Origin of the sequence: Amycolatopsis sp. NBC_00348, assembly GCF_036114655.1 — a bacterium.
Taxonomy (GTDB): Bacteria; Actinomycetota; Actinomycetes; order Mycobacteriales; family Pseudonocardiaceae; genus Amycolatopsis.
In genome coordinates, this window is sequence record NZ_CP107994.1 from 2,013,142 (window position 1) to 2,038,039 (window position 24,898).

Annotated in this window: 22 protein-coding genes; 8 read left to right on the forward strand and 14 right to left on the reverse strand. The window is 73.3% G+C overall.

Translation table 11 applies throughout. From position 1 onward, the window contains the following. Positions 1-22: 22 nt before the first annotated feature. From OHS58_RS09045 to OHS58_RS09055, 3 genes are all read right to left on the reverse strand, one after another. Positions 23-1,822 carry a serine/threonine-protein kinase gene (locus OHS58_RS09045; protein ID WP_328647870.1) on the reverse strand — a complete coding sequence of 600 codons (1,800 nt, stop codon included), beginning with the start codon at positions 1,820-1,822 and terminating at the stop codon, positions 23-25. After that, the gene (locus OHS58_RS09050) at positions 1,819-3,684 is read right to left on the reverse strand and encodes a serine/threonine-protein kinase (RefSeq protein WP_328647871.1); all 1,866 of its coding nucleotides are present in this window, start codon (positions 3,682-3,684) and stop codon (positions 1,819-1,821) included. The genes OHS58_RS09045 and OHS58_RS09050 overlap by 4 nt, the downstream gene beginning before the upstream one ends. Positions 3,685-4,234: 550 nt before the next feature. Next, positions 4,235-5,173, reverse strand: coding sequence for a zinc-binding dehydrogenase (locus OHS58_RS09055; protein WP_328647872.1), 939 nt, complete (start codon positions 5,171-5,173; stop codon positions 4,235-4,237). A gap of 53 nt (positions 5,174-5,226) precedes the next feature. On the opposite strand from OHS58_RS09055, the gene OHS58_RS09060 reads away from it, so the two are divergent. After that, positions 5,227-6,069: an NAD(P)-dependent oxidoreductase gene (locus OHS58_RS09060; protein ID WP_328647873.1), complete on the forward strand. Its 843-nt coding sequence runs from the start codon at positions 5,227-5,229 to the stop codon at positions 6,067-6,069. On the opposite strand, the gene OHS58_RS09065 is transcribed toward OHS58_RS09060, so the two are convergent. Continuing rightward, positions 6,053-7,090: an NADPH:quinone reductase gene (locus OHS58_RS09065; protein WP_328647874.1), complete on the reverse strand. Its 1,038-nt coding sequence runs from the start codon at positions 7,088-7,090 to the stop codon at positions 6,053-6,055. The genes OHS58_RS09060 and OHS58_RS09065 overlap by 17 nt on opposite strands. A gap of 191 nt (positions 7,091-7,281) precedes the next feature. Between OHS58_RS09065 and OHS58_RS09070 the strand changes: the two genes are divergently transcribed. From OHS58_RS09070 to OHS58_RS09080, 3 genes are all read left to right on the forward strand, one after another. Further along, on the forward strand, positions 7,282-7,440 hold the full coding sequence (locus tag OHS58_RS09070) for a hypothetical protein (RefSeq protein WP_247052441.1): 159 nt from the start codon (positions 7,282-7,284) through the stop codon (positions 7,438-7,440). Between the two features lie 63 nt (positions 7,441-7,503). Further along, complete coding sequence (locus OHS58_RS09075) at positions 7,504-7,680, forward strand: hypothetical protein (RefSeq protein WP_328647875.1); 177 nt, start codon at positions 7,504-7,506, stop codon at positions 7,678-7,680. 75 nt (positions 7,681-7,755) lie between these two features. Continuing rightward, positions 7,756-7,887 carry a hypothetical protein gene (locus OHS58_RS09080; RefSeq protein ID WP_256474923.1) on the forward strand — a complete coding sequence of 44 codons (132 nt, stop codon included), beginning with the start codon at positions 7,756-7,758 and terminating at the stop codon, positions 7,885-7,887. A 96-nt stretch (positions 7,888-7,983) separates the two neighbouring features. Here the strand turns inward: OHS58_RS09080 and glgC are convergent, their stop codons facing one another. The 6 genes from glgC to OHS58_RS09110 form a co-directional block, all read right to left on the reverse strand. Continuing rightward, entirely contained in the window at positions 7,984-9,201 is a 1,218-nt protein-coding gene (gene glgC / locus OHS58_RS09085; protein ID WP_326950298.1) for a glucose-1-phosphate adenylyltransferase, read from the reverse strand. After that, on the reverse strand, positions 9,198-10,352 hold the full coding sequence (glgA, locus tag OHS58_RS09090) for a glycogen synthase (protein ID WP_326952777.1): 1,155 nt from the start codon (positions 10,350-10,352) through the stop codon (positions 9,198-9,200). The genes glgC and glgA overlap by 4 nt, the downstream gene beginning before the upstream one ends. 92 nt (positions 10,353-10,444) lie before the next feature. Then, positions 10,445-12,283 (reverse strand): glycosyltransferase, encoded by a 1,839-nt coding sequence (locus OHS58_RS09095; RefSeq protein WP_328647876.1) that lies wholly within the window; start codon positions 12,281-12,283, stop codon positions 10,445-10,447. Positions 12,284-12,288: 5 nt separating this feature from the next. Continuing rightward, positions 12,289-13,800 carry a hypothetical protein gene (locus tag OHS58_RS09100; RefSeq protein ID WP_328647877.1) on the reverse strand — a complete coding sequence of 504 codons (1,512 nt, stop codon included), beginning with the start codon at positions 13,798-13,800 and terminating at the stop codon, positions 12,289-12,291. Next, positions 13,797-15,317, reverse strand: a complete 1,521-nt coding sequence (locus OHS58_RS09105; protein ID WP_328647878.1) for a hypothetical protein — start codon at positions 15,315-15,317, stop codon at positions 13,797-13,799. Before OHS58_RS09105 ends, OHS58_RS09100 begins: the two co-directional genes overlap by 4 nt. A gap of 206 nt (positions 15,318-15,523) precedes the next feature. Continuing rightward, the gene (locus OHS58_RS09110) at positions 15,524-17,125 is read right to left on the reverse strand and encodes a choice-of-anchor A family protein (protein WP_328647879.1); all 1,602 of its coding nucleotides are present in this window, start codon (positions 17,123-17,125) and stop codon (positions 15,524-15,526) included. 256 nt (positions 17,126-17,381) lie between these two features. On the opposite strand from OHS58_RS09110, the gene OHS58_RS09115 reads away from it, so the two are divergent. The 3 genes from OHS58_RS09115 (at position 17,382) to OHS58_RS09125 (ending at position 19,878) form a co-directional block, all read left to right on the forward strand. Further along, positions 17,382-17,813 (forward strand): Hsp20/alpha crystallin family protein, encoded by a 432-nt coding sequence (locus OHS58_RS09115; protein ID WP_328647880.1) that lies wholly within the window; start codon positions 17,382-17,384, stop codon positions 17,811-17,813. A gap of 101 nt (positions 17,814-17,914) precedes the next feature. After that, positions 17,915-18,586, forward strand: a complete 672-nt coding sequence (locus tag OHS58_RS09120; protein WP_326952782.1) for a response regulator transcription factor — start codon at positions 17,915-17,917, stop codon at positions 18,584-18,586. Continuing rightward, positions 18,583-19,878 carry a sensor histidine kinase gene (locus OHS58_RS09125; protein WP_328647881.1) on the forward strand — a complete coding sequence of 432 codons (1,296 nt, stop codon included), beginning with the start codon at positions 18,583-18,585 and terminating at the stop codon, positions 19,876-19,878. Before OHS58_RS09120 ends, OHS58_RS09125 begins: the two co-directional genes overlap by 4 nt. Before the next feature lie 236 nt (positions 19,879-20,114). Here the strand turns inward: OHS58_RS09125 and OHS58_RS09130 are convergent, their stop codons facing one another. From OHS58_RS09130 to OHS58_RS09140, 3 genes are all read right to left on the reverse strand, one after another. Next, positions 20,115-21,335 carry a DUF1501 domain-containing protein gene (locus tag OHS58_RS09130; RefSeq protein WP_328647882.1) on the reverse strand — a complete coding sequence of 407 codons (1,221 nt, stop codon included), beginning with the start codon at positions 21,333-21,335 and terminating at the stop codon, positions 20,115-20,117. Continuing rightward, complete coding sequence (locus OHS58_RS09135) at positions 21,332-22,630, reverse strand: DUF1800 domain-containing protein (protein WP_328647883.1); 1,299 nt, start codon at positions 22,628-22,630, stop codon at positions 21,332-21,334. The genes OHS58_RS09130 and OHS58_RS09135 overlap by 4 nt, the downstream gene beginning before the upstream one ends. A 74-nt stretch (positions 22,631-22,704) precedes the next feature. After that, positions 22,705-23,085, reverse strand: a complete 381-nt coding sequence (locus tag OHS58_RS09140) for an STAS domain-containing protein (protein ID WP_328647884.1) — start codon at positions 23,083-23,085, stop codon at positions 22,705-22,707. 348 nt (positions 23,086-23,433) lie between these two features. Here OHS58_RS09140 and OHS58_RS09145 point away from each other — a divergent pair, with 348 nt between their 5' ends. Continuing rightward, complete coding sequence (locus tag OHS58_RS09145; RefSeq protein ID WP_326950286.1) at positions 23,434-24,309, forward strand: MerR family transcriptional regulator; 876 nt, start codon at positions 23,434-23,436, stop codon at positions 24,307-24,309. Here OHS58_RS09145 and OHS58_RS09150 read toward each other — a convergent pair. Then, on the reverse strand, positions 24,296-24,736 hold the full coding sequence (locus OHS58_RS09150) for an SRPBCC family protein (RefSeq protein WP_326950285.1): 441 nt from the start codon (positions 24,734-24,736) through the stop codon (positions 24,296-24,298). The genes OHS58_RS09145 and OHS58_RS09150 overlap by 14 nt on opposite strands. Positions 24,737-24,898 lie beyond the last annotated feature (162 nt).

Sequence of the window (24,898 nt, forward strand, 5' to 3'; positions counted from 1 at the left end):
GCCTGTCACCAAGCTACCACGGTCAGGTTTTCGGCAGCTTCGCGACCAGGGCCTTGCCGAACGCGACGGCCGCGTCGCAGGAGCCGCCGGGTTTCGACGTGAAGATCCGGACGTGCTCGACCTGGTCCGCGTCGTAGGGCCGGTGGTCCCAGGTGAGGAAACAGCTGTCGCCGAGCGCCCGCTGGGTGGCCGGCCGCCCGCCGAGGTCGACCGGCGTCCCGGCGTCGGGCACGCCGGCGGTCAGCTTCTCGAAAGACAGCTTCAGCGACGTCGTCGCGGTCCACTCGCACTCGCGGAGCCCGGTCAGCGCGACCTGGCGGACCGGGCCGACCGCCTGCGCCACCGCGGGTTTGTCCAGCACCGCGCACGGGTCCAGCGCCAGGAACGTCCCGGGTGCGAGGTCGTAGCGGTCGTTGCCCGCGCTGATCCGCTTCACCGCCTCGCCGAGCGCGGTCTTCGCCAGGTCACAGGTGTCGGCGATGGCCGTCACGCCCAGCTCGGCCTGCGCCGGGAGCTGGACGGTCGCGTCGCAGGTACTGCCCCCGACCTTGCTGAGCAGCACCGGCCGGCCGTCGAGGTCCCCGGCCGGGCTCCCGCCTTCCAGGGTGAACTGGTCGCCCAGCTTCAGCGTGACCTTCCCGCCGGTGCGCGGCCGGTAGTCGCAGCGGTCGAAGTACAGCGTGTCCTGGGCCTGCAGCTTGCCGACGCCGGTGATCGAGACGCCGTCGAGCACCTTGCAGGGATCCGTGCGGCGCAAGGTGTCCAGGCTCGTCGGGTCGAGGTTCGCCGACGGCGGCGGCGGGTCCGCGCGGAAGAGGCTCACCGCGATCAGGCTGCCCGCGGCGAGGGCGCAGGCGGAGGCCAGCACGGCGGTGACCGGCACCCAGCGCCGCTTCGGCGGCCGCGGGACCGGCGGGGCCACGGGTTCGGGGACCGGCCAGGACAGCGCCGTGCGGACCGCGGCTTCCTGGTCTTCGATCAGCCGGTGCACCGCCGGCGGCCACGGCCGGGTGCCCGGCGCCACCGGGCCCAAGTGGTCCAGGATCCGTTGGGGCGTCGGCCGGCCGGCCGGATCCTTGGCCAGGCAGGGCTCGACGAGCGCGCGGATCTCCGGCGTCAGCCCGGTCAGGTCGGGCGCGGCGTGCACGACGTTGTAGAGCATCTGCGCGGTCGTCGTGCCGGTGAACGGGCCGCGTCCCGTCGCCGCCATCACCAGCAGGCCGCCGAGGGAGAAGACGTCGCTCGCGGGTGTCAACGGCCGGCTTTCCGCCTGCTCGGGCGACATGAACGCCGGCGAGCCGATGATGCCGCCGGTGCCGGTGAGGTCGGACCCGCCCTCGGCCGCGCGGGCGATGCCGAAGTCGATCACCCGCGGGCCGTCGCCGGTGAGCAACACGTTGCCCGGCTTGAGGTCCCGGTGGATCAGGCCGACCCGGTGGATCTCGGTCAGCGCGGACGCGAGCCCCACGGCGAGCCGCCGGACGGCGTCGTCCGGCAGCGGGCCGGTGGCGTCGATCGCCTCCTTGAGCGACGGCCCGGTGACGTACACCGACGCCAGCCACGGCGTCTCGGCGTCGGGATCGGCGTCCATGACAGCCGCGGTGAAGGCGCCCGAGACCCGTTGCGACGCCTGCACTTCGTGCCGGAACCGGTCGCGGAACCGGGCGTTGTGCGCGAACTCCGGGTGCACCTGCTTGAGCGCGACGAGCCGGCCGTCCGGCGCCACGCCGAGCAGGACGCGGCCCATGCCGCCCTCGCCGAGCGCCGCGACCAGGCGGTACCGGCCGGCGGTCCGGGGCTCGCCCGGCTCCAGCGGCCTCACGGCTTCGGCAGCCCGGACTTGACCGCCTTGGCGAAGTCCTGTGCCTGGCGGCACGTGTCGTCGACGGTGAGCGAGCTGGCGGACGTCGTGTAGTCGACGATGACGTTCTCCGAGGTTCTGTCGTCGTAGGGCCGGTGCCGCCAGGTGTAGGTGCAGCTGACCCGCGCGGCGTTGGCCCGTTTCGTGGTGACGAACGCGGTGACGCCGTCGAGGTCGGCGGTCGTGCTCGTGTCGTAGTACGAATCGGTCGTGCGGAACGGCGGCACGCCGCGTTCGAGCGTCACCGTGACGTCGCCCGCGACGTGCCACTGGCACTCGTGCAGCCCGCGCGGTTCGACCTTGGTGACCGGCCCGACGATCCGCCGGGCGGTGGCGGCCGGGACGAGCGGGCAGGGATCGACCGCGGCGAGGCTGCCGGCCGGCGGGGCCGCCGTGGTGCCGCGAAGGCGTTTCAGCGCTTCGCCGAGCGCGGCTTTCGCGACGTCGCAGGGTTTGTCGAACTTCTCGGCCGAGCCCTCGGCCTCGACGCCGATGGTGGTGTCCGCGCGGTCCGCCACCGGCACGGCGGCGGTGCAGCCACCGGCCTTCTCCTCGACGCTCAGCGGCAGGCCGTCCAGGTCTCCGGCCGGCGTGCCCTTCGCGGCGACCGGGCCGCCGATCGTCAGGTCCAGCCACTGGCGCCGCGCGGTCTCGTAGGTGCAGCTGAAGAGGTGGACGTCGATCTTGGGGGTGAGCGTGCCGACGCCGGGGGCCGACGGCAGGACCTTGCAGAGATCGACGCCGCGGAGGCGGTCCGGGCCGAGGGGATCCGGGTTCGGCGCGGACGTCGTCGTGGTCACTGCAGTGGTGGGTGGGCTCGCGGTCGTCGCGGGAGCGTTCCTCGTCAGCGCGACGGTGGTGATCGTGCCGCCGATCACGACGACCGCGGCCACGGCGGCGAGGGCGATCCGCAGGCCGCGCCGCCGCGGTTTCGGCGGTTTCGCGAGGGCGTCCCGGACCTCGGCCTGGCGTTGCGCGATGAGGGCGTGGACGGCGGGTGGCCACGAGCGGGGGACGGGCGGCAGCGGGCCGAGGAACTCGAGGATCTGCGCCGGCGACGGCCGTTGCGCGGGATCCTTGGCGAGGCACGGCTCGGCGAGGGCGCGGACGTCCGGCGGGAGGACGCGCAGGTCGGGGTGGGTGTGGACGACGTTGTAGAGCGACTGCGGCGCCGACGCCCCGGCGAAGGGACTCCGCCCGGTCGCGGCGAGGACGAGGAGCGCGCCGAGGGAGAAGACGTCGCTCGCCGGCGTCAGCGGCCGTCCCTCGGCCTGTTCCGGCGACATGAACGCGGGCGAGCCGAGGATCGCGCCGGTGTGGGTGAGGTCGGTGCCGCCCTCCGCGGCGCGGGCGATGCCGAAGTCGATGACGCGCGGGCCGTCTTCGGCGAGCAGGACGTTGCTGGGCTTGAGGTCCCGGTGCACCAGCCCGGCCCGGTGGATCCCGGCGAGCGCCGACGCCAGCCCGGCGGCGAGCTGCCGCACGGCGTCCACCGGCAGCGGCCCAGTAGCGTCGACGGCGTCCTGCAGCGACGGCCCGGCGACGAACACGGAGGCGAGCCACGGCGTGGCCGCGTCGGGATCGGCGTCCATCACGGCGGCGGTATAAGCGCCGGAGACGAGCCGCGAGACGTCGACCTCGCGCCGGAACCGCTCCCGGAACCCGGCGTCGTGCGCGAACTGCCGGTGCACCCGCTTGACGGCGGCCAGCCGCCCATCGGGCGCCACGCCGAGCAGCACGCGCCCCATGGCGCCCTCGCCGAGGGCAGCGAGCAGCCGGTACCGCCCGGCTTGCGCCGGTTCACCCGGACCCAACGGCTCCACGCCCCACCTCCGCGGGCGATGGTAGAGCGAACGAGTGACGCGAGGGCCACGTATGTCCACTTCGGTGGCGCCGATCACCCGCCCGAGGCCACGCGCCCCGGGCCCGGCCCAGGCTCCGCTCGAGACCGCCGGTCAAGGTCGTGAGTGTTTAGGAGGGTTAGAACCCTCCTAAACACTCACGACCAGCCGCGGCAGACCCACCTGCCGGAGTCGGTCGGCGTTTCCGGGCGCCGCGCCACTTGCTGGTACCGGTCGGCGTTTCCGGCACCGCGCCGGCGAGTCCGCCGGCGCGGTGCCGTGAGGGGCACCCTCAGGGACCTAAGCGCCGTGAGGGGCACCCTCACGACCTTCGGCCGGCCACCTGCTGGCGCCGGGCCAGGGTTTCCGGGCGCCGCACCAGCGGGTCCGTCGGTCCGAGGTCGTGAGGGGCACCCTCAGGGACCTAAGCGCCCTGAGGGTGCCCCTCATGGACTCAAGCGTCGTGAGGGTGCCCCTCAGGGACCTTGATGCCGTGAGGGGCACCTTCACGGCATTCGGCCGGGCGGTGAGGTCAGGGGTGCAGGAGGATCTTGCCCACCGCTCGGCGTTTCTCGAAGTCCGTGTGGGCCGCCGCTGCTTCCGTCAGGGGGTACGTCCGGCCGATCAGCGGGATCAGGCGGCCCGCCGCCGCCTCGGTCAGGGCCTGGCGCACCCTTCGGGGTGTCTCCGGCCAGAACTCCGGGAGCTGGGACATGTCCGCCACCGATGCCAGCCGGCGGTGGTCGGCCGGGGGGATCGTCGTCGGGGTTCCGCTGCTCATGCCGTAGCCGGAGAACCGGCCGCCGTCGCGCAGGAGGGACAGGGCTGCCGCTCCCAGGGGGCCGCCGACGCCGTCGAAGACCACGTCGACGCCGGGCACCTTCGAGGTCCAGTTCGGCGAGCCGTAGTCGACCGCCCGGACGCCCAGGTCGTGGGCCAGCTTCACCTTCTCCGGGCCGCGGACCGCCGCGATCACCACGGCGTCGCGCGGCAGCTGCACCAGGAGGCTGCCCAGCCCGCCCAGGCCCGGCAGCACCAGGACGTCGTCGCCCGTCGTGACCGGCGTCTTTTCCAGCAGGGCCAGCGCCGTGCTGCCGTCGTCCAGGACCGCCAAGGCCTCCGGCAGCCCCAGGCCGTCCGGGACGCGGAAGGCGAACCCGGTGTCGGCGATCGCCGTGTCCGCGTAGCCGCCGTCCACCGCCCGGGTGACGACTCGCTCGCCCAGCCAGTCCGCGGCCACTCCCGGTCCGATCGCGGTGACCGTGCCCGCGACGGCTCCACCCGGCACGTACGGCGGCGTCACCGCGAACCCCGGCGGGGCGTCGCCGCGCCGGATGAGCGTGTCTAGCCAGCCCACGCCGGCGTACGCGACGTCGACGCGCAGGTGCCCCTCGGCGGGCTCGGGCGTGGGTAGCGTGACGGGGGTCAGGACCTCGGGTCCGCCGAACCGGGTGGCCATGATCGCTTCCATGTCCCGAGTGTCGAACTTCAAGGACGCTCGAAGTCAAGGTGAAAGGAACACGCGTGACGACTTCCGTCGGGCTGCTGCACCCCGGGGCGATGGGCGCCGCGGTCGGCAAGCTCCTCGTGGACCAAGGCGTCCCCACTCGCTGGCTCCCGGCCGGGCGCGGCCCGGCCACCCGGCGGCGGGCCGCGGAAGCCGGCCTCACCGAGGCCGCCGACCTGGCCGGCTGCGACGTCGTGCTGAGCATCTGCCCGCCCGCCTCCGCGGTCGACGTCGCCCGCGAGGTCGCCGCGAGCGGGTTCACGGGCGTCTACCTCGACGCGAACGCCATCAGCCCCGGCCACGCGCAGGAGATCGAGCAGCTGTTCGACGGCCGGGCGTCCGTGGTCGACGGCGGGATCGTCGGGTCGCCGCCGCGGCACGACGGCTCGACGCGCCTCTACTTGTCCGGCAAGGACGCCGGACTCGTCGAAAGCCTCTTCGCCGGGACATTCCTGACGCCGATCGTGCTCGACGGCCCGGTCGGGCGGGCTTCGGCGCTCAAGCTCGCGTTCGCCTCGTACAACAAGCTCACCTACGCGCTCGCGGCGCAGGCCCACGCCCTCGCGGCCCACCACGGCGTCGGCGACGTCTTCCGGGAGCTGGCCGGCGTGGTCCGGCGGGACACCCCGCTCGGCGCGGCGGGTGCCCTCGAATCGGCGGGGCAGCGGGCCTGGCGGTGGGAGGGCGAGATGGCCGAGATCGCCGCCGCCTGCACCGAAGCCGGGCTCTCCCCGGCGCTGCTCACCGCCGCGCAGGAGCTGTTCGGCCGCTGGCGCGAGCACCGCGACGACGAAGGGGTGACGGCCGGCGAGCTGCTCGCCGCGCTGACCGTCACCCCCGACGTCACCCAGCCGGGGTGACGTCGATCAGCACCTTCCCGGTGGCGCCCTCTTCCGACGCGATGTGCGCCTTCGCCGTGTCGGCCAGCGCGAACCGGTGGACCGGCACGCCGCGGTCCTCGCCGAGGCGGAGCGCGCCGTCGGCGAAGGCCGCGTTGACGTCCTCGGCGCCGGCCCGCAGCTTGTCCGCCCCGACCGTGTAGAGCACCAGGAACTGGTAGCGCGTGTTCAGCCACAGGTTCGCGCCGAACTCCAGGCTGATCGTGCCGGTGCCGCGGTCGTCGCCGTAGGCCGCGACCGTGCCGCGGGTGCGCAGGACCTGCGCGTGCAGCGGGGCGTTGACGCCCAGAGCGACCTCGACGACCAGGTCGACGCCGTCGGGCGCGATCTCGCGGATCTTGGCGGCGAGCTCCGGATCGGGGTAGCGCAGCACGTGCTGGGCGCCGGCCGCGCTGGCCAGGGCGGCTTTCGCGTCGCTGCTGACCGTCGCGATCACCGTCGCGCCGGCCCAGCGGCCGAGCTGGATCGTGGCGTTGCCGACCGCGCCGGCGCCGCCGCTGACCAGCACCGTCCGGCCGGCGAGGGAGCCGGGGGACAGGCGGGCCGGCCCGTCCTCGGCGACCGTGAGCGCGCGGTGGGCGGTCAGCGCCGGGACGCCGAAGCCGGCGCCCTCGTCGAAGCCGGCGCCGTCGGGCAGCACGGCGAGCTTTTCGGCGGGCAGGACGGTGTACTCCTGGGCGGTGCCGGACTCCGGCGCGTGGGTCCCCGCGAGGAGCGTCCACACGCGATCGCCGGGGGCGAAGCCGGTGACGTCCGGGCCGACCGCGTCGACGACGCCGGCGCCGTCCTGGTTGGGGACGGTGTCGGGTACTTCGGTCCCGGCTTCGGCGCCACGGCCTTGCCGCGCCTTCCAGTCGGTCGGGTTGACGGCGGACACCACGAGCCGGACGCGGACCTCGCCGGGCCCGGGCGCCACGACGTCCCGCTCGGACAGCGTCAGCTCTTCGGGCCCGCCGTGGCGGCGGTAGACGACAGCTTTCATGACCCGTGCAATCCCGCCGGGCCCCCGGGTTATTCCCGGGCCGCCGGAATTGGATGACGTGCGGAAATGCCCGGCGTTTCCGGGCCGGACCGGAAATGGCGGGTAAACGCGCGCGGTATGGGTGATCCCCCGGCCGGGCGATTTTCCGGTTTGCCCGAGCGAAATCGGCCGGCGCCCCGGAAACTGGGCGCGTGGGAGAGGAATTGCGCACATCGCGCGAACAGCGGTCGAAGCGTGACGAAGGTGAGCCGACGCCCATCTTCGACGCCGTGGCCAGCGCGGCCCGCGCGGGCTCGGCGGACAAGGCGAATACCGGGAATCCGGCGGGCGAGGGCAAAGCGGGGCGGTGACCGGCGGGAACCGCCCGCTCGTGAATCGGTTCCGGCGGCCTTGGCGGGGTGGGGAGGGGGCCGATGCGTGCCTGGCGCGGCCTGGCGGTGACGTACGCGGTGGTCGCGGCGGCGCAGGCCTACCTCGCCGTGACGACCGGGGTCGCCTGGGCGGTGGCGCTCGCCGCCGTCTTCCTGCTGGTAGCGGTGGCGTGCGGCCTCGCGGCGTGGCGGCCGCGCGGCGGGCCCCGCGGAACCTGAGGCAGATTGTTCAACGTCCGCGCGGAAGCTGTAGCATCTTGGCTGCACGTGCATCTGCGGATGAGGAGTAGGACGTTGGCCGGGGTCGTGAACAGCATGATCGCCGCGGAGTACGCGGCCGGGGCCTCGATCTCGGAGCTGGCCGAGCGCTGGGGCATCGACCCGCGCCAGGTGGTCGAGCGGATCTCCGCGGCCGACCGGTCCTGACCGCGGTCGCCCAGCACGACGGGGCGGCAACCGCCGACCGGCCCTGACCCGCCGGACGCCGTCACCTCGGTGACGCCCCGCCCGGCGAGCCCGCGTTCAGATGGCGCGTTCGCCCTTGCCCAGCACCACGATGCCGCCTTCGCTCACGTGGTAGTGCCCGCGGTCGCGAGCCAGGTCCACGCCGATGTGCGCGCCCGGCGGGACCACGACGTTCTTGTCCAGGATCGCCCGCCGCACCACCGCGCCGCGCCCGACCCGGGCGCCGTCGAGCAGCACCGAGCCCTGGACCACCGCGCCTTGTTCCACGAGGACGTCAGGGGAGAGCACCGAGTCGACGACCTGCGCGCCGGAGATGATGCAGCCGGGGCTCACGATCGATTGGTTCGCCGAGCCGCCTTCGACGAACTTCGCCGCCGCGCGCTGGCCGGGGTGGGCCAGGATCGGCCACTTGCGGTTGTAGAGGTTGAAGATCGGGTGCGTGGAGATCAGGTCGGTGTGCGCGTCGTAGTAGCTGTCGATCGTCCCGACGTCGCGCCAGTAGCCGTGGTCGCGCTCGGTCTCACCCGGCACGACGTTGCCGCTGAAGTCGTAGACCGCCGCCTCGCCGGACTTCACCAGGGCCGGGATGATGTCGCGGCCCATGTCGTGGTGCGACGCGGCGTTCTCGGCGTCGGCGTGCAGCGCTTCCAGCATCACCTTCGTCGTGAAGATGTAGTTGCCCATCGACACGTACGACTCGTCGGGGGAGCCGGGCAGGCCCGGCGGGTCGGCCGGCTTCTCCAGGAACGCGTCGATCATCAGGCCGTCGGTGGTGCGGATGACGCCGAACGAGCTCGCCTCGGCGCGCGGCACCCGGATCCCGGCGACGGTGACGCCGGCGCCCGAGGAGATGTGGGTCTCCAGCATCTGCCGGGGGTCCATCCGGTAGATGTTGTCCGCGCCGAACACCGCGATGTACTCGGGGTCCTCGTCGTAGACCAGGTTGAGGCTCTGGTGGATGGCGTCGGCGCTGCCCTGGTACCAGCGCGGGCCCAGCCGCTGCTGCGCCGGCACCGGCGTGACGTACTCGCCGGTGAGCGCCGAGAGCCGCCACGTCGTCGAGATGTGCCGGTCGAGCGAGTGCGACTTGTACTGCGTGAGCACGCACAGCCGCCGGATCCCGCCGTGCACCAGGTTCGACAGCACGAAGTCGACCAGCCGGTGCACACCCCCGAAGGGCACGGCGGGTTTGGCGCGGTCGGCGGTGAGCGGCATCAGGCGCTTGCCCTCGCCGCCCGCGAGCACGATGCCCAGAACGTCGGCTCCACTGTTCACGAGGACCTCCCGCACGCTTCGTAGAGGGCGACCGTCTGCTCGGCGATCGCCTTCCAGCCGAACTCGCCGACCGCGCGCTCGCGGCCGGCGGTACCCATCGCGGCGGCCCGGTCCGGGTCGCCCACCAGCTCGTTGAGCGCCGCGCCCAGCCGCGCCTCGTACCCGGCGGTGTCCGCCTCGTCGTAGTGGACCAGCAGGCCGGTCCGGCCGTCGTCGACGACCTCCGGGATCCCGCCGACGTCGCTGGCGACCACGGCCGTGCCGCACGCCGCCGCCTCCAGGTTCACGATGCCGAGCGGCTCGTAGACCGACGGGCAGGCGAACACCGCGGCGTGGGTGAGCAGCTGCACGACCTCGGGCCGCGGCAGCATGTCCGGGATCCAGCGGACGCCGGTGCGGGTCTTCTCCAGGTCGGCGACCAGGCCGCGGAACTCGGCGTCCAGCTCGGGGGTGTCCGCGCCGCCCGCGCACAGCACCAGCTGCGTGTCCGGGTCGAGCGCGGCCCCGGCCCGGACCAGGTGCGGGACGCCCTTCTGCCGGGTGATCCGGCCGACGAACAGCACGTACGGCCGGTCGGGGTCGACGCCGTGCTTCGCGAGGACGTCGGTGCCGGGGTCGGGCCGGTAGAGCGTGGTGTCGATGCCGTTGTGGATCACGTGGACGCGCTCGGGCGGCACGGCCGGGTACGCGCTGAGCACGTCCTGGCGCATGCCGCCGCTGACCGCGACGATCGCGTCGGCCGACTCGTAGGCCTCGCGTTCGATCCAGGACGAGACGCGGTAGCCGCCGCCGAGCTGCTCGGCCTTCCACGGCCGCAGCGGCTCCAGCGAGTGCGCCGTGACGACGTGGGGGATGCCGTAGGTCATCTTGGCCAGGTGGCCGGCGAGGTTCGCGTACCAGGTGTGGCTGTGCGCGAGGTCGTGGCCGTCGAGGGCGTTCGCCATCGAGACGGCGATGTCCATGGTCGTGAACGCCGGCTGGCGGTAGCCGTGCGGGTCGGTGTGCCCGGTGGCGTCCGGGCGGTCCGGGCCCCAGCAGTGCACGTCGAGGTCGACGAGCGACCGCAACTCCCGGGCGAGGAACTCCACGTGAACCCCGGCTCCGCCGTAGACCTCCGGCGGGTACTCCCGGGTGAGCAGGCCGACCTTCATGAGGAGAACCCTATGGCCTCACCACCCCGCGGCGCAGTCTGGCGTCCCGGCGAATCTCCAGGAGTTTCCGGTGACCGATGCGGTAGGGGCGCTCAGAGGTCGTAGAGCCGGGTCCAGTTCTCCCGCGACGTCAGCTCGGGCATCGCGCCTTGGTACCGCGCCTGCGTGGCCGCCCCCTCCCTGCGCAGCCGCTGGATCACCTTGACGCCGCGTTTGGCCAGGTCGAAGGTCTTGGCACGGTCGTAGGAGCGGACGCGGACGCCGTCCTGGTTCGCGTCGGTGACGACCACGGTCGAGAACAGCGACGTGTGCCACCAGTGGGCCTCGTCGGCCGGCACGGCGCCCAGTCCGAAGCGGTGCCGGCCACGGGTCTGGTCGAGCAGGCGCTTGAGCAAGATCACGACGGTCCGGCTCGGCGGCGGCGCGCTGTTGATGATGCCGATGTCGTTGGACGCGATCCCGGGGACGTCGGTGGCCTTGTGGCGCTTGGTCTCCGGGTACTGGTCGCGGATCCGGCGGATCTCCTTCATCGCCTCCACGCCACCGTCGCGCAGGACCTCAGGGCCTTCGAGGAAGTCCTCCACGGCCTTGATCAGCGTCGCGGACAGCCCGTACTGCATCCCGAGCAGGTACCGCACGAGCTGGGCGAGCAGGACGCGGGAGAGGAGGTTGAGGTTGAACGGGGAGTGCAGGGCGGCGGTGATGATGGAGTTGCGCAGGTTGAAGTAGCGGTGCCACTCGTCCCAGTCTTTCATGTGGAAGTCCGCGTGCCACACCCCCGCACCCGGCAACGTCACCGTCGGGAAGCCGTGCGCCCGGGCGCGGTAGGAGTACTCCGCGTCGTCCCACTGGAAGAAGAACGGCATCGGATACCCGGTGGCCTGCACCACCTCATACGGGATCAGGCAGGACCACCAGCCGTTGTAGCCGGCGTCGAGACGGCGTTCCTGCCGGTTCGGCTTCAACGTCTCCTCGTCCACCCCGAGCAGGTCCGCGGTAGTCAGCGAATGCTCGACCGGCTGACCGGGTTCGAGGGTGTTCAACCGGGCGTATTCGGCGCCGACGTGGAGCTGGTTGGGGTGGAACAGGTTCAGCATCTGCCCGCCGACGATGATCGGGTTGGCGGCGCGGTTGGAGAACGCCGTCATCCGGATCACCAGGTCCGGCTCCAGCAGCACGTCGTCGTCCATGAACAGGACGTTGGCGTGGGCGGTGGCGGTGTGCCCGGCGACCTCGTACAGGCCGCGGGTGAACCCGCCGGCGCCACCGAGGTTGGGTTGCTTGATGTAGTGCAGCTTGTCCCCGAGGTCCTTCACGACCTGGTCGAACCCGTCACGGGACTCGACCAGGTCGGTGCCCTGGTCGGCCACGTAGATCGCGTCGAGGGTGTCGAGGGAGGAGACGTCGGCGGCCAATGCTTGCAGGTTCTTCAGGCAGTCATCGGCGCGGTTCATGGTGCAGATGGTGACCGCGGTCGGGCGGATCGTCTCGGGCGCTTCGACGGTCCAGCGGACCTGCTCCACCCGCAGGGTCTGGCCACCTTCGGTTTCCAGGTCGAGCCAGAGCGCGCCACCGTCGTAGAACTTGTCCAGCTTCCCGGTCAGCGCGACCTTGTGCTGCTTGACGTCGGTGACCTGCTCGGCCTCGATGACCCGCGGCTCACCCTCGACGTCAGAAGCACCCATCGACAGCAGCCCGGTGCCGGTGACGACCGCCTCGACCGACACCTCGGTCACGGTCGTCCAGCGCTGCCAGTAGGACGCCGGGAACCGCCCGAAGTACGTGTTACCGGACACCTTCGTGCCCGGGTCCAGCCGGATCGAGCCGCGGTCCCGGATCGCCGAGCCGGTGTGAACCTCGGCGTAGAGGTCTTTGCTGACGATCGGCGCCGGGCCCGCGTACAGGCCGCGCTGCGCGGTGAGGTCGGTCATCTGTTTCAAGCTCCGCTTCCGTTGCCCCGGACGAGATACAGCTGCTGGGTGCCGGCCCACGGCGACGACAGTGTCCAGTGGGCCAGCGCACCGGGCGGCGGATCACCGCGCACCAGGGCGTAGTCGGTGACGATCGGCCGGTCGCCGTGGTCGAAGTACCGGAAGTTGACGTCGACCAGCGCGCGGCCGAGCGCGCCGAGGTCGGCCTTCCGCGCGGTGATGGCCGGCCCGACGGCGCCGCGGTCGTCGAAGAGGTCGACGACCGCGCAGCCGCAGCTGTAGGCGAGCACGCCGATCTCCCCGCCGCTGCGGACCGTGCCGCCGCCGACCAGCCGGCCCAGCTCCGGGCCGATCCGCTCGTAGTCCGCCGTCGAGTCGTGGTTGGACATCAGCGGCGCGAACCGCCGCGGCAGGCCGTCCGAGACGTAGAAGCCGACGCTCAGGACCAGCACCCCGGTGACGGCGACCGCGCCGGCCACCCGGGCGGGCACGCGCACGCAGGCCGCCGCGGCGGCGGCCAGGAAAAGCGTCACCGTGACCAGGCTCGGCCCGTAGTACCAGTGGTAGGGCGGCACGTGCAGCCGCGTGTAGGCGAGGTAGTGCGCGAGCCCGGCGGGCACCAGCGGCGCGAACGGCAGCACCTTCGTCCACAGTGGACCGCGACGGGCGGAACCCGCCAGCCAGAGCACGAAGGCGCCCAGCGCGAGGGCGGCGGGCAGGAACGACAACGCCGTCGCCCACGGGAAGACCCGGGCGTACAGGCCCACGCCGTTGCCGAAGTCCCAGGTGCCCCAGGACTTCTGCAGCGTCTTGATGATCACCGTGTCCGGCACGGCCGACCCGAGCACCACCCAGCTGAAGGCGAACCAGGGGAGCGCGACGGCCGCCGCGGCGAGCACCGTCTGCCAGGCCTTTTCCCAGAACCGGCGGCGCAGCAGGAAGAGCACCAATGCGACCACGACCAGGTCGAGCCGGACCAGCGCGACCAGGCCGGTGAGCACGCCGAACGCGACCGGCCGCCGTTCACCTGCGCAGACCAGCAGCCAGGCGATCCCGGCCGCGCCGAGCTCGACCTCCAGCCCGATCGACGACAGCAGCAGCGGGTTCACCGTGAGCAGCGCGACGGCGGCCGGGGCGAACCAGGCCGGCAGGCCCGCCCGCGTCCCGCTCCGGCGCAGCGCGAGCACCAGCGCTACCTGGCAGAGCACGAACAGCACGCCGCAGGCGAGCACGGCGTCCCGCAGCACGAACGTCAGCACCGCGAGCAGCAGGACGTTCAGCGGTGACGTCGCGGTGTTCGACGTCTCGGCCGTGATCAGGCCCCAGTGCCCGTGGAAGGCGACGTTGCGGGCGTAGGACAGGGTGATGAACGTGTCGTCGATCAGGTGCGGGCGCACGGCGGCGAACACCAGCGCCGACCCCGCGGCGACCGCCACGGGCAGCACCCAGCGTCGTGGCGTGCGGGGCCGCGGTTCGGGAGCCGTGTCCACAACGGGCTCCCGATGGGCGACGCTCACGGCTCGCGGGTGAGGACGAAGTGCCCGACGCCCTTGGCGGCCGAGTACACCTGCCAGCTGTCCGGCCCGGTCGCCGGGCCCGAGGCGTACTGCAGCCGGTAGTCCGGCTTGCGCGCCCCGGCCGAGCGGTCCAGCCAGTGGTAGTTGACCCGCAGGGCCAGGCTCATCACCGGGCTCGCGTTCGCGATCCGTTGCTGGACCAGCGAAACGGCCTCACCGCGGTCGGAGAAGACGTCGAGGATGGCGCACTGGCAGTAGTAGGCCAGGGTGCCGATCTCGCCGGGACTGGCGACGCTCGCCCCGTCGAGCCGCTTGCCGAGCTCGGTGCCGACCCGCGCGTAGTCGTCCGCGCTGGCCCAGTTCCCGAACACCACCGGCGACTTCCAGGGCAGGCCCTGCGCGGCGTCGACCGCGGCCCCGCTGAGCACCAGCAAGCCGGTCAGACCCAGCGCGAGCAGCGGGGGACCGGTCCGCAGGGCGGGGCGCTCGCGCGTCTGGGCGTACCACGCGCCGAACGCGGCCACCGCGAACGCGCTCGTCGCGGTCACCGGCGCCACGTAGTACCAGTGGAACGGGCCCACTCCGAGGTAGGAATAGGCGATGTAGTAAAGGATCCCGCCCGCGGCCAGCGCGGCGAGCGGGCCCAGCGGCGGGAAGTCGGGCCAGCGGACGGCGAAGCGCGCCGCGGCCCAGCCGGCGAGCGCGACCACGCCGACCAGCGCCGGGAGGAACGACACGAGCACGGTGACCGGCCAGCCGAGGTAGTACATCATCGGCCCGGTGCTGTAGCTCCACGGCGCGAACAGCCCCGCCTGCGACTGCTTGATCACCAGGGTGTCGGGCACGAACGAGCCGAACACGATCCAGCTGACCAGGAACCACGGCGCCGTCGTCAGGACCGCGAACCCCGCCGCGGGCAGCAGCCGCCGCCGGATCGCGGGGGTGCCCAGGGCGATCACCACGACGAACACGACGAGGTCGAGCCGGGTCAGGACGGCGAGTCCGCCGGCGACGCCGAACCAGACCGCCCGGCCTTCCAGCGCGAGCGCCGTCAGCACCAGCAGCACGGCGGGGATGAGCAGGACTTCCAAGCCGATCGCGGACAACACGAACGGGTTCAGCAGCACCAGCGTGATGCCGAGCACACCGGCCGCCGTCGGCAGCGACAGCACCCGGCCGATCCGCTGCCACGCCCAGCCGAGCGCGCCACCGCACACCACGGTCAGGGTGCCCAGCGCCACCACCGGGTGCGAACCGCCCGCGATGCGCGTCACCAGCGTCAAGGCGCCGAGGAGCAGCACGTTCAGCGGGGACGTCGCGGAGTTCGCCGGCGAGCCGGGGATGATGCCCCATTCGCCGTGTTCCGCGAGGTTCTTCGCATAGGCGAGGGTGATGTAGCTGTCGTCGGTCAAGCTGCCTCGCACCACGAGGAAGACCAGCGCGCCCAGCACCGCCCCGAAAACGGGCAGCACCCAGCCCCGCGACACTCTCGTTTTCTCGTTTTCTACCGCAAGCACCCGTTCACCTCGCGGAGCCACCACCGGCGCGGGGCCCGCCATTTGCCCGATCGACATGCCCCGGGGACCGTAATGACCCTTCATTACGAGAGTGCTACGCCCTTGTTAGGTCCACGGGCCCGCGAGGTACTTCACCCGATGGTGACACGCTCGCCGTGAGCCCGCAGTGTGAAAGATCGGTCCATTGTGGAGTTACGCCTGCCGGGTCACCGGGTGCGGCGGCGGACGGTCACGAGCACCAGCGCGGTACCCCCGGTGACCAGCAGGGCGCCGAGGCCGAGCAGCGGGCCGGCGTCGGCGCCGGTGTCCGGCAGGCTGCCGGAACCGCCGCCGGTGACCGGCACCGGAACCGGGGTGGTGTCGGACGTCGTGGTGTCGGTGGGACTCGTCGACGTGTCGCCGGTGGTGCTCGCCGGCACGGTGGACGTGCTCGTGGCCGTGGTGGTCGTCGACGTCGGCCCGGTGGTGCTCGTGTCCGTCGTCGGGGCCGTGCTGGTGGTGGTCGGCTCGGACGTGCTCGTGGTCGGTTCCGTCGTGGTGGTCGTCGGCCCCGTCGTGGTGGGCTCGCCGGTGGTGGGTTCGGTGGTGCTGGTCGTCGGTTGTGTCGTGGTGGGAGCCGTGGTCGTGGTGGGCTCGCCGGTGGTCGTCGTGGCCGGGCCGGTGGTCGGGGTCGTCGAAGTCGTCGATGTGGTCGTGGTGGTGCTGGTGCCCGGTGTGGTGGGCGTCGTCGGCGCGGTGGTCGTCGGCTCGGGTTTCGTGCACGACGGCAGGTCGCCGGTGAACGGGTACGCGTGGAACTCCTGGCCGCTGCCGGGGCCGCCGCTCGAGCCGTGGACGAGGTTGCCCGTGGTGAAGAACCGGCCGTTGCTGCCCGGGAGGGTCATCGTCGTGGTGCCGTCGGGGTTGCCGGCCAGCACGCTGCCCTGGAACTGGCCGCTGCCGGTCAGGGTGACCGTCGTCGCGTCGGGGATGTTCCACAGCAACCGCGACCGGAGCTTGTTGAGCGGGTCGTTGTCGTCGAGGGTGCCGCTGTAGGTGTTGATCGTGCGCGGGCCGCCGGTGAGGTTGACCAGCACCGTGGCGCCGGCCGGGATGCCCTCGAACGTGATGCCCTGCGTGGTGCCGCCCGGCCCGGCGATGTCGGCGGTGACGTTGAAGACCTGCAGCGCGGATTTGCCGTCGCCGGTGAAGAGCGTCTGGTAGCCCTGGTTGACCACGGTCCCGGTGGCGGTCCGCGGCGCGCCGTCGACGCGGGCGTAGCACCGGCTCGCGGCCGTCAGGTCTTCGCGCAGGCCCGCGTACGGCTTCATCGCGGCCGGATCGTGGACGAGGGTGCCGATCACGGTGCCGCTCGCCGATCCGGCGTGGCGCACCACGCCGCCGCCCGAGTCGCCGACCGCGTCGAGCCGCTGGGTGTCGGCGACGGTGAGATCGCCGCCCACGGTGAGGAAGTCGGCGCCGTCCGGTGGCGGCACGCGTGAGCCGACCCCGGCCACGCCGACGTTGTAGATCGAGGAGCCCGACGTCTTGCGCAGCGTGAAGTCACCGCCGACGACCACCCGGCCCTCGGCCTCGGCCGCGCTGCCGGTGACGCGCATGGTGCCGCCGACGAAGACGTTGACGCCGTTGTCGCGCCCGGCGAACGAGCCGTTGCCGACCGGGGGAAAGGTGCCGGGGCAGGTGCCCGGCACGCACGGGCCGAGGCCGCCGGGCAGCGGGTCGGCGTGCGCGGACCACGGCGCCGGAAGGGCGAGCAGCACGAGCCCGCAGGCCGCCAGCGCCGCCAGAGCGGCATGGGTCACGCGCACGGGGTCCCCTCCCAGTCCAGCTTCGGTCCATTGTGGACGCTTCGACCGGACGATAACCGCCTGACCCGCGCCGATCCGCCCATCGAGCGGTTATCCACCCATTGGGGGTCACCCACGCGTGACAGGCTGTGCCCGGCGTCACAGGCTCGGGTTGAGCAGACTCGGAACAACTAAGTTGAGTCGGTAGTTGTCAACTTTGCGAGGGCGCGGCCACCACCGCCCCGACCACGAACCCCTGGTGGGAAGGAGATCCGAAATGGTGCTGCGTACCGATCCGTTCCGCGACTTCGACCGGCTGAGCCGGCAGTTCTTCGGCGCCACCGGCACGGCGAGCCGTCCGGCGAGCGTGCCGATGGACGCGTACCGCGACGGCGACGACTTCGTCGTCCAGTTCGACCTGCCCGGCGTCACGCCCGGCTCGATCGACCTCGACGTCGAGCGCAACGTCCTGACCGTGCGCGCCGAGCGGCCCGCCAACCCGGCCGAAGGCGCTCGGTACCAGGTCAGCGAGCGCCCGCGCGGGGTGTTCACCCGCCGCCTGCTGCTCGGCGACACCCTCGACACCGACCGCGTCGAAGCGGACTACGACGCCGGCGTGCTGACCGTCCGGATCCCGGTGGCGCAGCGGGCCCAGTCCCGCCGCATCACCGTCGGTTCCGGCGCGGCCAAGGAGGAAGTCACCGCCTGACCACCCCGCGAAAGCCGGCCCCGGAACCTCCCGGGGCCGGCTTTCGCGCGTTCGGCGAATGACCTCTGAATGACCACAGTGGACGGCGTTACCCTGGTCCGGTGAACGCACCGCGGATCCTGGTCGTCGAGGACGCCGAGGCGATCCGCGTCGCCGTCGAGACGGCGCTGAGCACCGCCGGGTTCGACGTCCGGGCGCTGCCCGACGGCGCCGGGCTCGAAGCGGAACTGTCGCGCGCCCGGCCGGATCTCGTGGTGCTGGACGTGATGCTGCCGGGCCGTGACGGGTTCGAACTGCTGCGGGTGATCCGCCGGCTGTCGGCCGCGGGGGTCGTGATGCTGACCGCGCGCGACGGCGTCGAGGACCGGCTGCGCGGGCTCGGCGAGGGTGCCGACGACTACGTGGTGAAGCCGTTCGTGCTGGCCGAGCTGGTCGCGCGGGTGACGGCCGTGCTGCGCCGGACCGGACGCGCGCCGGCGGCGGTGGAGATCGGCGAGCTGGTGGTCGACGTCGAGGGCGGCCGCGTCCGGTACGGCGCGGCCGAGGTCGAGCTGACCTCGACCGAGTGGAAGCTGCTGGTCTACTTCGCGCGGCACCGCGAGCGGGTCGTGGGCAAGACGCAGATCCTGACCGCGGTGTGGGGCTACGGCGACTACGCGGCGAACCTGGTCGAGGTCAACGTGAGCACGTTGCGCCGCAAGCTGGAGGCGCACGGCCCGCGGGTGCTGCACACCGTGCGCGGCCAGGGGTACGTCCTGCGCGGCGAGCCGTGACCGGGCTGCGGACGGCGTCGCTGCGCCGCCGGGTCACCGTCACGGTGCTGGTGGTGCTCGCGGTGGTGCTGATCGCGGTCGGGTTCGTCGTCGACACGGTGTTCCGCGCCCAGGCCGAGAAGGACGTCAACGGCCTGCTCACCGCCCGCGTGCAGCTGGCCCAGCAGCTGGCGAAGCAGAACGCGGCGCCGCAGAACCTGGTGCGGCGCATGGAAACCCGGGGCGTGCAGGCGTCGCTGGCGCTGCCGGACGGCACGTTCCTCGGCGCGGCCGACCTGCCGCCGGCCGACCGGATCCGCCAGGTCCGCGCGACCCTGTCCGGCCCGCCCCGGATCAACGGCGCGAAGCTGACGCTGACCGCGGACGAGACCCTCGTGGCGGCCGCGGAACAGAGCCTGCGGTGGGTGCTGCTCGGCACCGGGCTCGCCGCGCTGCTCGTCGCCGCGGTCGCCCTGCTGCTGGCGGTCCGGTTCGCGCTCGCCCCGCTGGACGCGATGACCCGGCTGGCCCGCTCGATCGTCGCCGGCCGCCGCGGCGACCGCCTCGCGCCGGAGCGGGCGACGACGGAGCTGGGCCGCGCGGCGGCCGCGTTCGACTCGGCACTCGACGCCCTCGAAGGCGCGGAACGGGCGGCGCGGGCGTCGGAGGCGCGCACCCGGCGGTTCGTCGCGGACGCCGCCCACGAGCTGCGGACGCCGTTGGCCGGCGTGCAGGCGGCGGCCGAGGCGCTGCTGCAGCTGCCACCGGACGCCGACCCGGCCCGGCTGCAGCTGCTGGTGGTCCGCGAGTCGCAGCGGGCCGGGAAGCTCGTCGCGGACCTCCTGGACCTGGCCCGGCTCGACGCGGGCGCGGACCTCGAACGCGCCCCGGTGGCGCTGCTCGCGCTGGCCCGGGCCCAGGCCGACCGCCTGGAGCTGACGGCGCCCGAGGTGACGGTGACGGTGACCGGCCCGGACGCGCGCGTGCTCGGCGACAGCGCCCGGCTCACGCAGATCCTGGCCAACCTCGCGGACAACGCGGTCCGCGCGATGGCCGGGCCCGGCACGCTGACCCTCGAGGTCGCCCCGGACGGGGTCACGGTGACCGACACCGGCCCAGGCGTCCCGGGCGCCGACCGCGAGCGGATCTTCGACCGCCTGGTGCGGTTGGACGAGGCCCGCGGCCCGGGTGGCTCGGGCCTCGGGCTGCCGATCGCGCGCGGCTTCGCCCGGGCCCACGGCGGCGACCTGTGGTGCGAGGCGGCGCCGGACGGGGGAGCGCGGTTCCGGCTCGCCGGACTGCCGCCCGCGTGAGGCGTCCGGGCGGGTCCGCACGCCGGTGAAGGCCGGGCCGGAGATGCCGGCGAATCCAGCCTCCGTGCTGTGCCGCAGCGGTCGTGAGTGTTTAGGAGGGTTCTAACCCTCCTAAACACTCACGACAAGCCGCGGCAGACCGCTCACCGGCGCCCCGCCACGAATTCGCCACGGCATCGCCGGGTGGCCGAAACTTCCGTCGTCGAACGCCGCGGCCCCTGCCGCCCGCCTGAGTCCTAGGCGAACAAGCCCGTCAGCCGGCCGCTGTGGCCCGGCAGGACCGGGCCCGCGTCGGTGCCCAGGACGTCCTCCACCATCGTCGCGTAGACGTCGCGGAAGTCCGTGGTGAGCTTGAGGTCGCCGTCGTCGAGGTCGGTCAGGCTCGGCTCGGCGCCGTGGAAGCCGCCGTGGACGTTCGCGCCCAGCACGAACATCGGGCCCGCCGTGCCGTGGTCGGTGCCCTGGCTCGCGTTGGCGATCACCCGCCGGCCGAACTCCGAGTAGACCATCACCACCGCCTGCTTGCCGCGGTCGGTCTTCGCGAGGCGCTGCACGAACGGCGTCAGCGCGCCGTCCAGTTCGGTGAGCAGCCGCTGCTGGGTGCCGCGCTCGTCGGCGTGCGTGTCGAAGCCGCCCAGCGACACCGAATACGCCCGCGACGGCACGCCCGCCTCGATCAGCCCGGCTACGACGTCGAGCTGTGCGGCCAGTTCTCCCTTGCGCGGCTCGGTTTTCCCCTTGTCCTTTGTGGACGCGTGCGGCCCGAGCGTCGCCACCGCGCGGTGCAGGTCACCGACCGACCGGGCCGCGCGGGCCTGCCAGTAGCCCTCGCCGGACTGGGCCGCGCCGAGGCCCTGGAACGCCGTCCCGAGCGCGCCCTTCGGCAGGGTGAGCCCGCCGACCGGCAGCGACGCGGCCGCCGTGCGGGCGCCGGCCAGCAACGGCGGCAGCACCGGGTCGACCGACACCGCGCGCAGCGGGTCGTCGCCGGTCGCGTCGAGCCAGCGGCCGAGCCAGCCGGTCGGCACCGACGTCTCCGGCGACGCCGTCTGCCAGATCGCCATCGACCGGAAGTGGCTGTGGTCCGGTTTCGGGTAGCCCACCCCGCGCAGGATCGCCAGCTGCCCGCTGTCCCAGAGGCTCTTGAACCCCTTCAGCCCCGGGTTGAGGCCGAGCCCCTCGCCGACGTCGAGCACCTCTTCCGGTTTGTAGGCCAGCTCGGACCGGGCGTTCTGGTACGCGCTGTCGCCCGCCGGGACGACGGTGTTGAGGCCGTCGTTGCCGCCGTAGAGGGTCACCACCACGAGCACGCCCGCGTCCGGGTCCAGCGGGTTGTCCTGCGCGGCCGACATCAGCCGCGGCCAGTCGACCTGGGTCGCGCCGGCGGCGAGCGCCGCGGCGGCCGTCACCCCGGTCGCGGTGAGGAACCGGCGTCGGTTGACCTGCACGATCGTCACCCACTCACTACGTATTCGGGAGCGCAGGCGGCCACGGTGGCCAGCTGCCGGACGTCCCCGGCGACCCCGGCCAGCGCGGCCCGCGTCCGGTCCGACCACGCGTCGACGCCGAGCAGCTCGCCGATCGCCGCGGCCTTGTCCGACGCCTTGGCGACGACGCCGAGGTCGGCGTGCGCCGCGACCAGCTGGGCCAGGTGCAGCCGGGCCACCCCCGCGGACGTCGTCAGCCAGGCGCCGCCCGCCGCCCAGCCCCCGACGCTGGGCGGCAGGAACGGCACCTGACCGAGCCCGCGCAGCCCGGCCGGCAGCTGCGCGCGGGTCTTCTCGTCGAGCGAGCCGGGCCGCACGCCGAACGCGCGCAGCAGCCCGGCCAGCCACTCGACCGGCTGCTTGACCAGCGACGTCGCGCTGTCGCGGAACGCCGGTTCGGCCGTGATCGCCCGCAGCAGCGCCCGGATGTCGCGGCGGCTGCCGTAGGCCGCGACCAGCCGGTTCAGCACGTCCGGGGCGGGCGGCGCCGACGACACCAGGCGGAACCAGATCCGCTCGGCGACGAACGGCGCCGACTCCGGCCGGCCCAGCACCAGGTCCACAAAGGACTGGGCGGCGAAGTCGCCGGTGGCGCCGAGGATGTGCTTCTCGCCGTCGTCGTGCCGCTTCGGCACCAGCTTCGCGGTGGTCGTGTCCCGCTGGGCCGTCCAGCCGGTGAGCGCTCGCGCGGCTTCGCGGACGTCGTCCTCGGTGTAGTGGCCGACGCCGAGGGTGAACAGCTCCATGAACTCGCGGGCGAGGTTCTCGTTGGGCTTGCCCGCCTTGTTGCTGTTGCCGTCGAGCCACAGCAGCAGGGCCGGGTCGACGACCATCGCGCGCGCCAGGTCGGTGAAGCTGCCGAGCGCGTGGTCCCGCTGGGCCTGGTTCTGCGCCAGCATCAGCTCCGGGCTGCGGACCTTCTGCTCACTCGTGGCGAAGTGCCCGTGCCAGAACCAGGTCAGCCGCTCCACCGACGCGACGTCGGCGGCGGTCATCCGGTCCAGCCACCAGAGGGTGGCCTGGGCGGCCTGCGCCTGCAGCTGCTTGGTGGCCGCCTGCTTCGCGGCCTTGTCCTGCTTACCGGGCCGTTCGGGCGGCGCACCGGGGGAAGGCATCGGCGTCGCGGCCGCGCCGGCGTCGGGACCGGTGCCCAGCAGCCGGTCGCGCGTCTCGGCGAACCCGCGGTCGAGGTCGCCGGGCCGCGGGCCGAAGCCGAGCCGGTCGTGCAGCCGCCGCACCGCCGCTCGTTCGGAGAGGACCACCATGCCCTCGATCCTGGGGTGCCCGCCCCGGGTGCGGCGACCGTGCGGCCGGTTTCTTCAGCCGATCCACAGGGGCGTCAGGAGACGCGGGTCTGCGGGCACCGGCTGACGGCCGCGCGGGCCGCGTCGAGGTCCGCGTAGAGCGGCAGCAGCGTGTCCAGCCCGAGGATCTCGAGCGGCCGCACGACCGACGCCCGGTCGGCGGTGATGGCGAACGGGACGCGGCAGGCCAGGGCCGCCCGGTGCGCGTCGACGAGCACGCTCAAGATGGTGGAGTCGCAGAAGGTGACGGCGCTCAGGTCCGCGACCACGCCGCGGGCCGCCTCCCGGACGGCCGTTAGCAGCAGCTGGCGCAGCCGGGGCGCGCAGCCGAGATCGAGGTCGCCGGAACCGCGGACGGTCACGAACCCGGCTTCGGTGGTCCGGCCGACGGCGGCCGCGGTGCGATGGTCGTCCATGGGGGTGTCTTCCGTGCTCGGCGATGGGAACCGCTCTCCCCGGACGGGTGGTACCCCGGCGACCGCGAAACCACACAGCGGTCATCCGCGCGGGGGATCGTCCGCTGGTACCGCATCCGTGCGGCAACGATGCCCGACCGTTGCGGGCCGGGTGTAACTTGGCCGGGACGGGACAGCGCCTCCCCGGTTCGCAGCCGGCCGACGCGGGCGGATCACCGGTGCCGGTGGGGACGCGACCGGTCGTCGTCCCGGCTGCGGTGTCCCCGCGCCGGCCGGCGGCGAACCTGCCCGTCGCTATGCTTCCGCCAGCTCACCGGGCGGTGGGTGCCAACAGGACGGTGGATCCGGATGGACGTCGGCGCGATACCCGTCCCGGCCGCGGGTTCGTGGGCGCCGGGCAAGGTCGCCGAGCTGCTCGGCGTGTCGCCCGTGACGCTGCGCAGCTGGAGCGCGCGGTACGGGATCGGGCCCTCGGCCCGCAGCGAGGGCCGGCACCGCCGCTACTCCGACGCCGATGTCCGCCGCCTGCAGCACATGCAGCGGCTGATCGGGCGCGGCATGCCGGTGCGCGAGGCGGCCGCCGCGGCCTTCACCACCGCGCCGCGGCCGCGCGTCCCGGCCACCCGCCGGGTGCGGGAGCTCGCGGAAGCGGCCGAGGACCTGGAGTTCGAGGCCGTCGCCGCGCTGATCGACGAAACGCTGGCCACGCTGGGCGCGGCCGCGGCCTGGACCGACGTCCTGGTCCCGGTGCTGCGGGAGCTGGGCGACCGCTGGCAGCGCGGCGACGTCTGCTTCGCGTCGGAATGGGCCCTCACGACGGAAGCTTCCTTCGCCCTCGAGCGTTTCGGCCGCCGGTTCCCGGAGACGGTGCCGGGCCGCCCGGTGCTGCTGGCGTGCTGCCCGGCCGAACGGCATTCGCTGCCGATGGAGGCGCTGCGGGCGACGCTGGCCGAGTCCGGCGTGCCGGTGCGCTACCTCGGCCAGCTCGTGCCGGCCGAGACGCTCGCCGAGCTCGCCGAGCGCCTCGACCCGGTGCTGGTCGTGCTGTGGTCGATGGCCGCTCCGACCGCCGACGACCGCCTCGTGCTCCGGCTGCGCGACCTCGGCCTCGACGTCATGACGGCGGGACCGGGCTGGGCGCACCTGGGGGAGCGCGGCTTCACGGTGGTGGACGACCTCGGGATGGCGGCCGACGTGGCCGCCGGGCGCATCAGCGCGTCTTGAGCCGCTCCAGCGCAGTGGTCAGCTTCGGGACCACGGCGTCGCCGAGCCCCTCGAACACCCGCTTGAGCAGCGGGCTCGCGAGCTTCGCCAAGCCGTGGAAGACGATCGTCGCGCGGTAGTGGACCGTTGTGCCGTCCGGGCCCGGCGTCAAGGTGAAGTCGTCGGTCGAGGTGGCCGTCTTGTTCTGCCCGACGAAGGTGACGCGGCCCGGCTCGAGCCGGGTCAGCTCGTAGTCGAGCTCGGTCTGCTTGCCGCGGAACTCCGAGACGTTGTGCCACCGCGCGCCGACCGCCACCGGCCCGGCGTCGGTGCGGGTGCACCGGACCGTGCCCGGGTCCCACTCCTCGGTGTGCGCGAAGTCCGCGAGGTAGCCCGCGACCTGGTCGACCGGCGTGCGGACGGTGACGGTGCGTTCGACCTGGACCATGGCGTGCTGCCTCCTCGGGTGAACCCGCGCCGGAGCTTCGGTGCGGAGTCGATGCAACCGTACCGAGCGCGACCCCGTCCGGCAGGACGACGTCACCGCTGAACGGGACGCCGTACGCCATCGCAGACATCGATGTCATTATTCCTAATTTTTGTCTTCCTT

Bases quoted from the DNA above. Each gene is read 5' to 3' on its own strand.
- OHS58_RS09055 (WP_328647872.1), bottom strand. From the start codon at position 5,173: ATGGAAGCGATCATGGCCACCCGGTTCGGCGGACCCGAGGTCCTGACC.
- OHS58_RS09065 (WP_328647874.1), bottom strand. From the start codon at position 7,090: ATGAAAGCTGTCGTCTACCGCCGCCACGGCGGGCCCGAAGAGCTGACG.
- OHS58_RS09075 (WP_328647875.1), top strand. From the start codon at position 7,504: ATGCGTGCCTGGCGCGGCCTGGCGGTGACGTACGCGGTGGTCGCGGCG.
- glgA (WP_326952777.1), bottom strand. From the start codon at position 10,352: ATGAAGGTCGGCCTGCTCACCCGGGAGTACCCGCCGGAGGTCTACGGC.
- OHS58_RS09095 (WP_328647876.1), bottom strand. From the start codon at position 12,283: ATGACCGACCTCACCGCGCAGCGCGGCCTGTACGCGGGCCCGGCGCCG.
- OHS58_RS09115 (WP_328647880.1), top strand. From the start codon at position 17,382: ATGGTGCTGCGTACCGATCCGTTCCGCGACTTCGACCGGCTGAGCCGG.
- OHS58_RS09135 (WP_328647883.1), bottom strand. From the start codon at position 22,630: ATGGTGGTCCTCTCCGAACGAGCGGCGGTGCGGCGGCTGCACGACCGG.
- OHS58_RS09140 (WP_328647884.1), bottom strand. From the start codon at position 23,085: ATGGACGACCATCGCACCGCGGCCGCCGTCGGCCGGACCACCGAAGCC.
- OHS58_RS09145 (WP_326950286.1), top strand. From the start codon at position 23,434: ATGGACGTCGGCGCGATACCCGTCCCGGCCGCGGGTTCGTGGGCGCCG.
- OHS58_RS09150 (WP_326950285.1), bottom strand. From the start codon at position 24,736: ATGGTCCAGGTCGAACGCACCGTCACCGTCCGCACGCCGGTCGACCAG.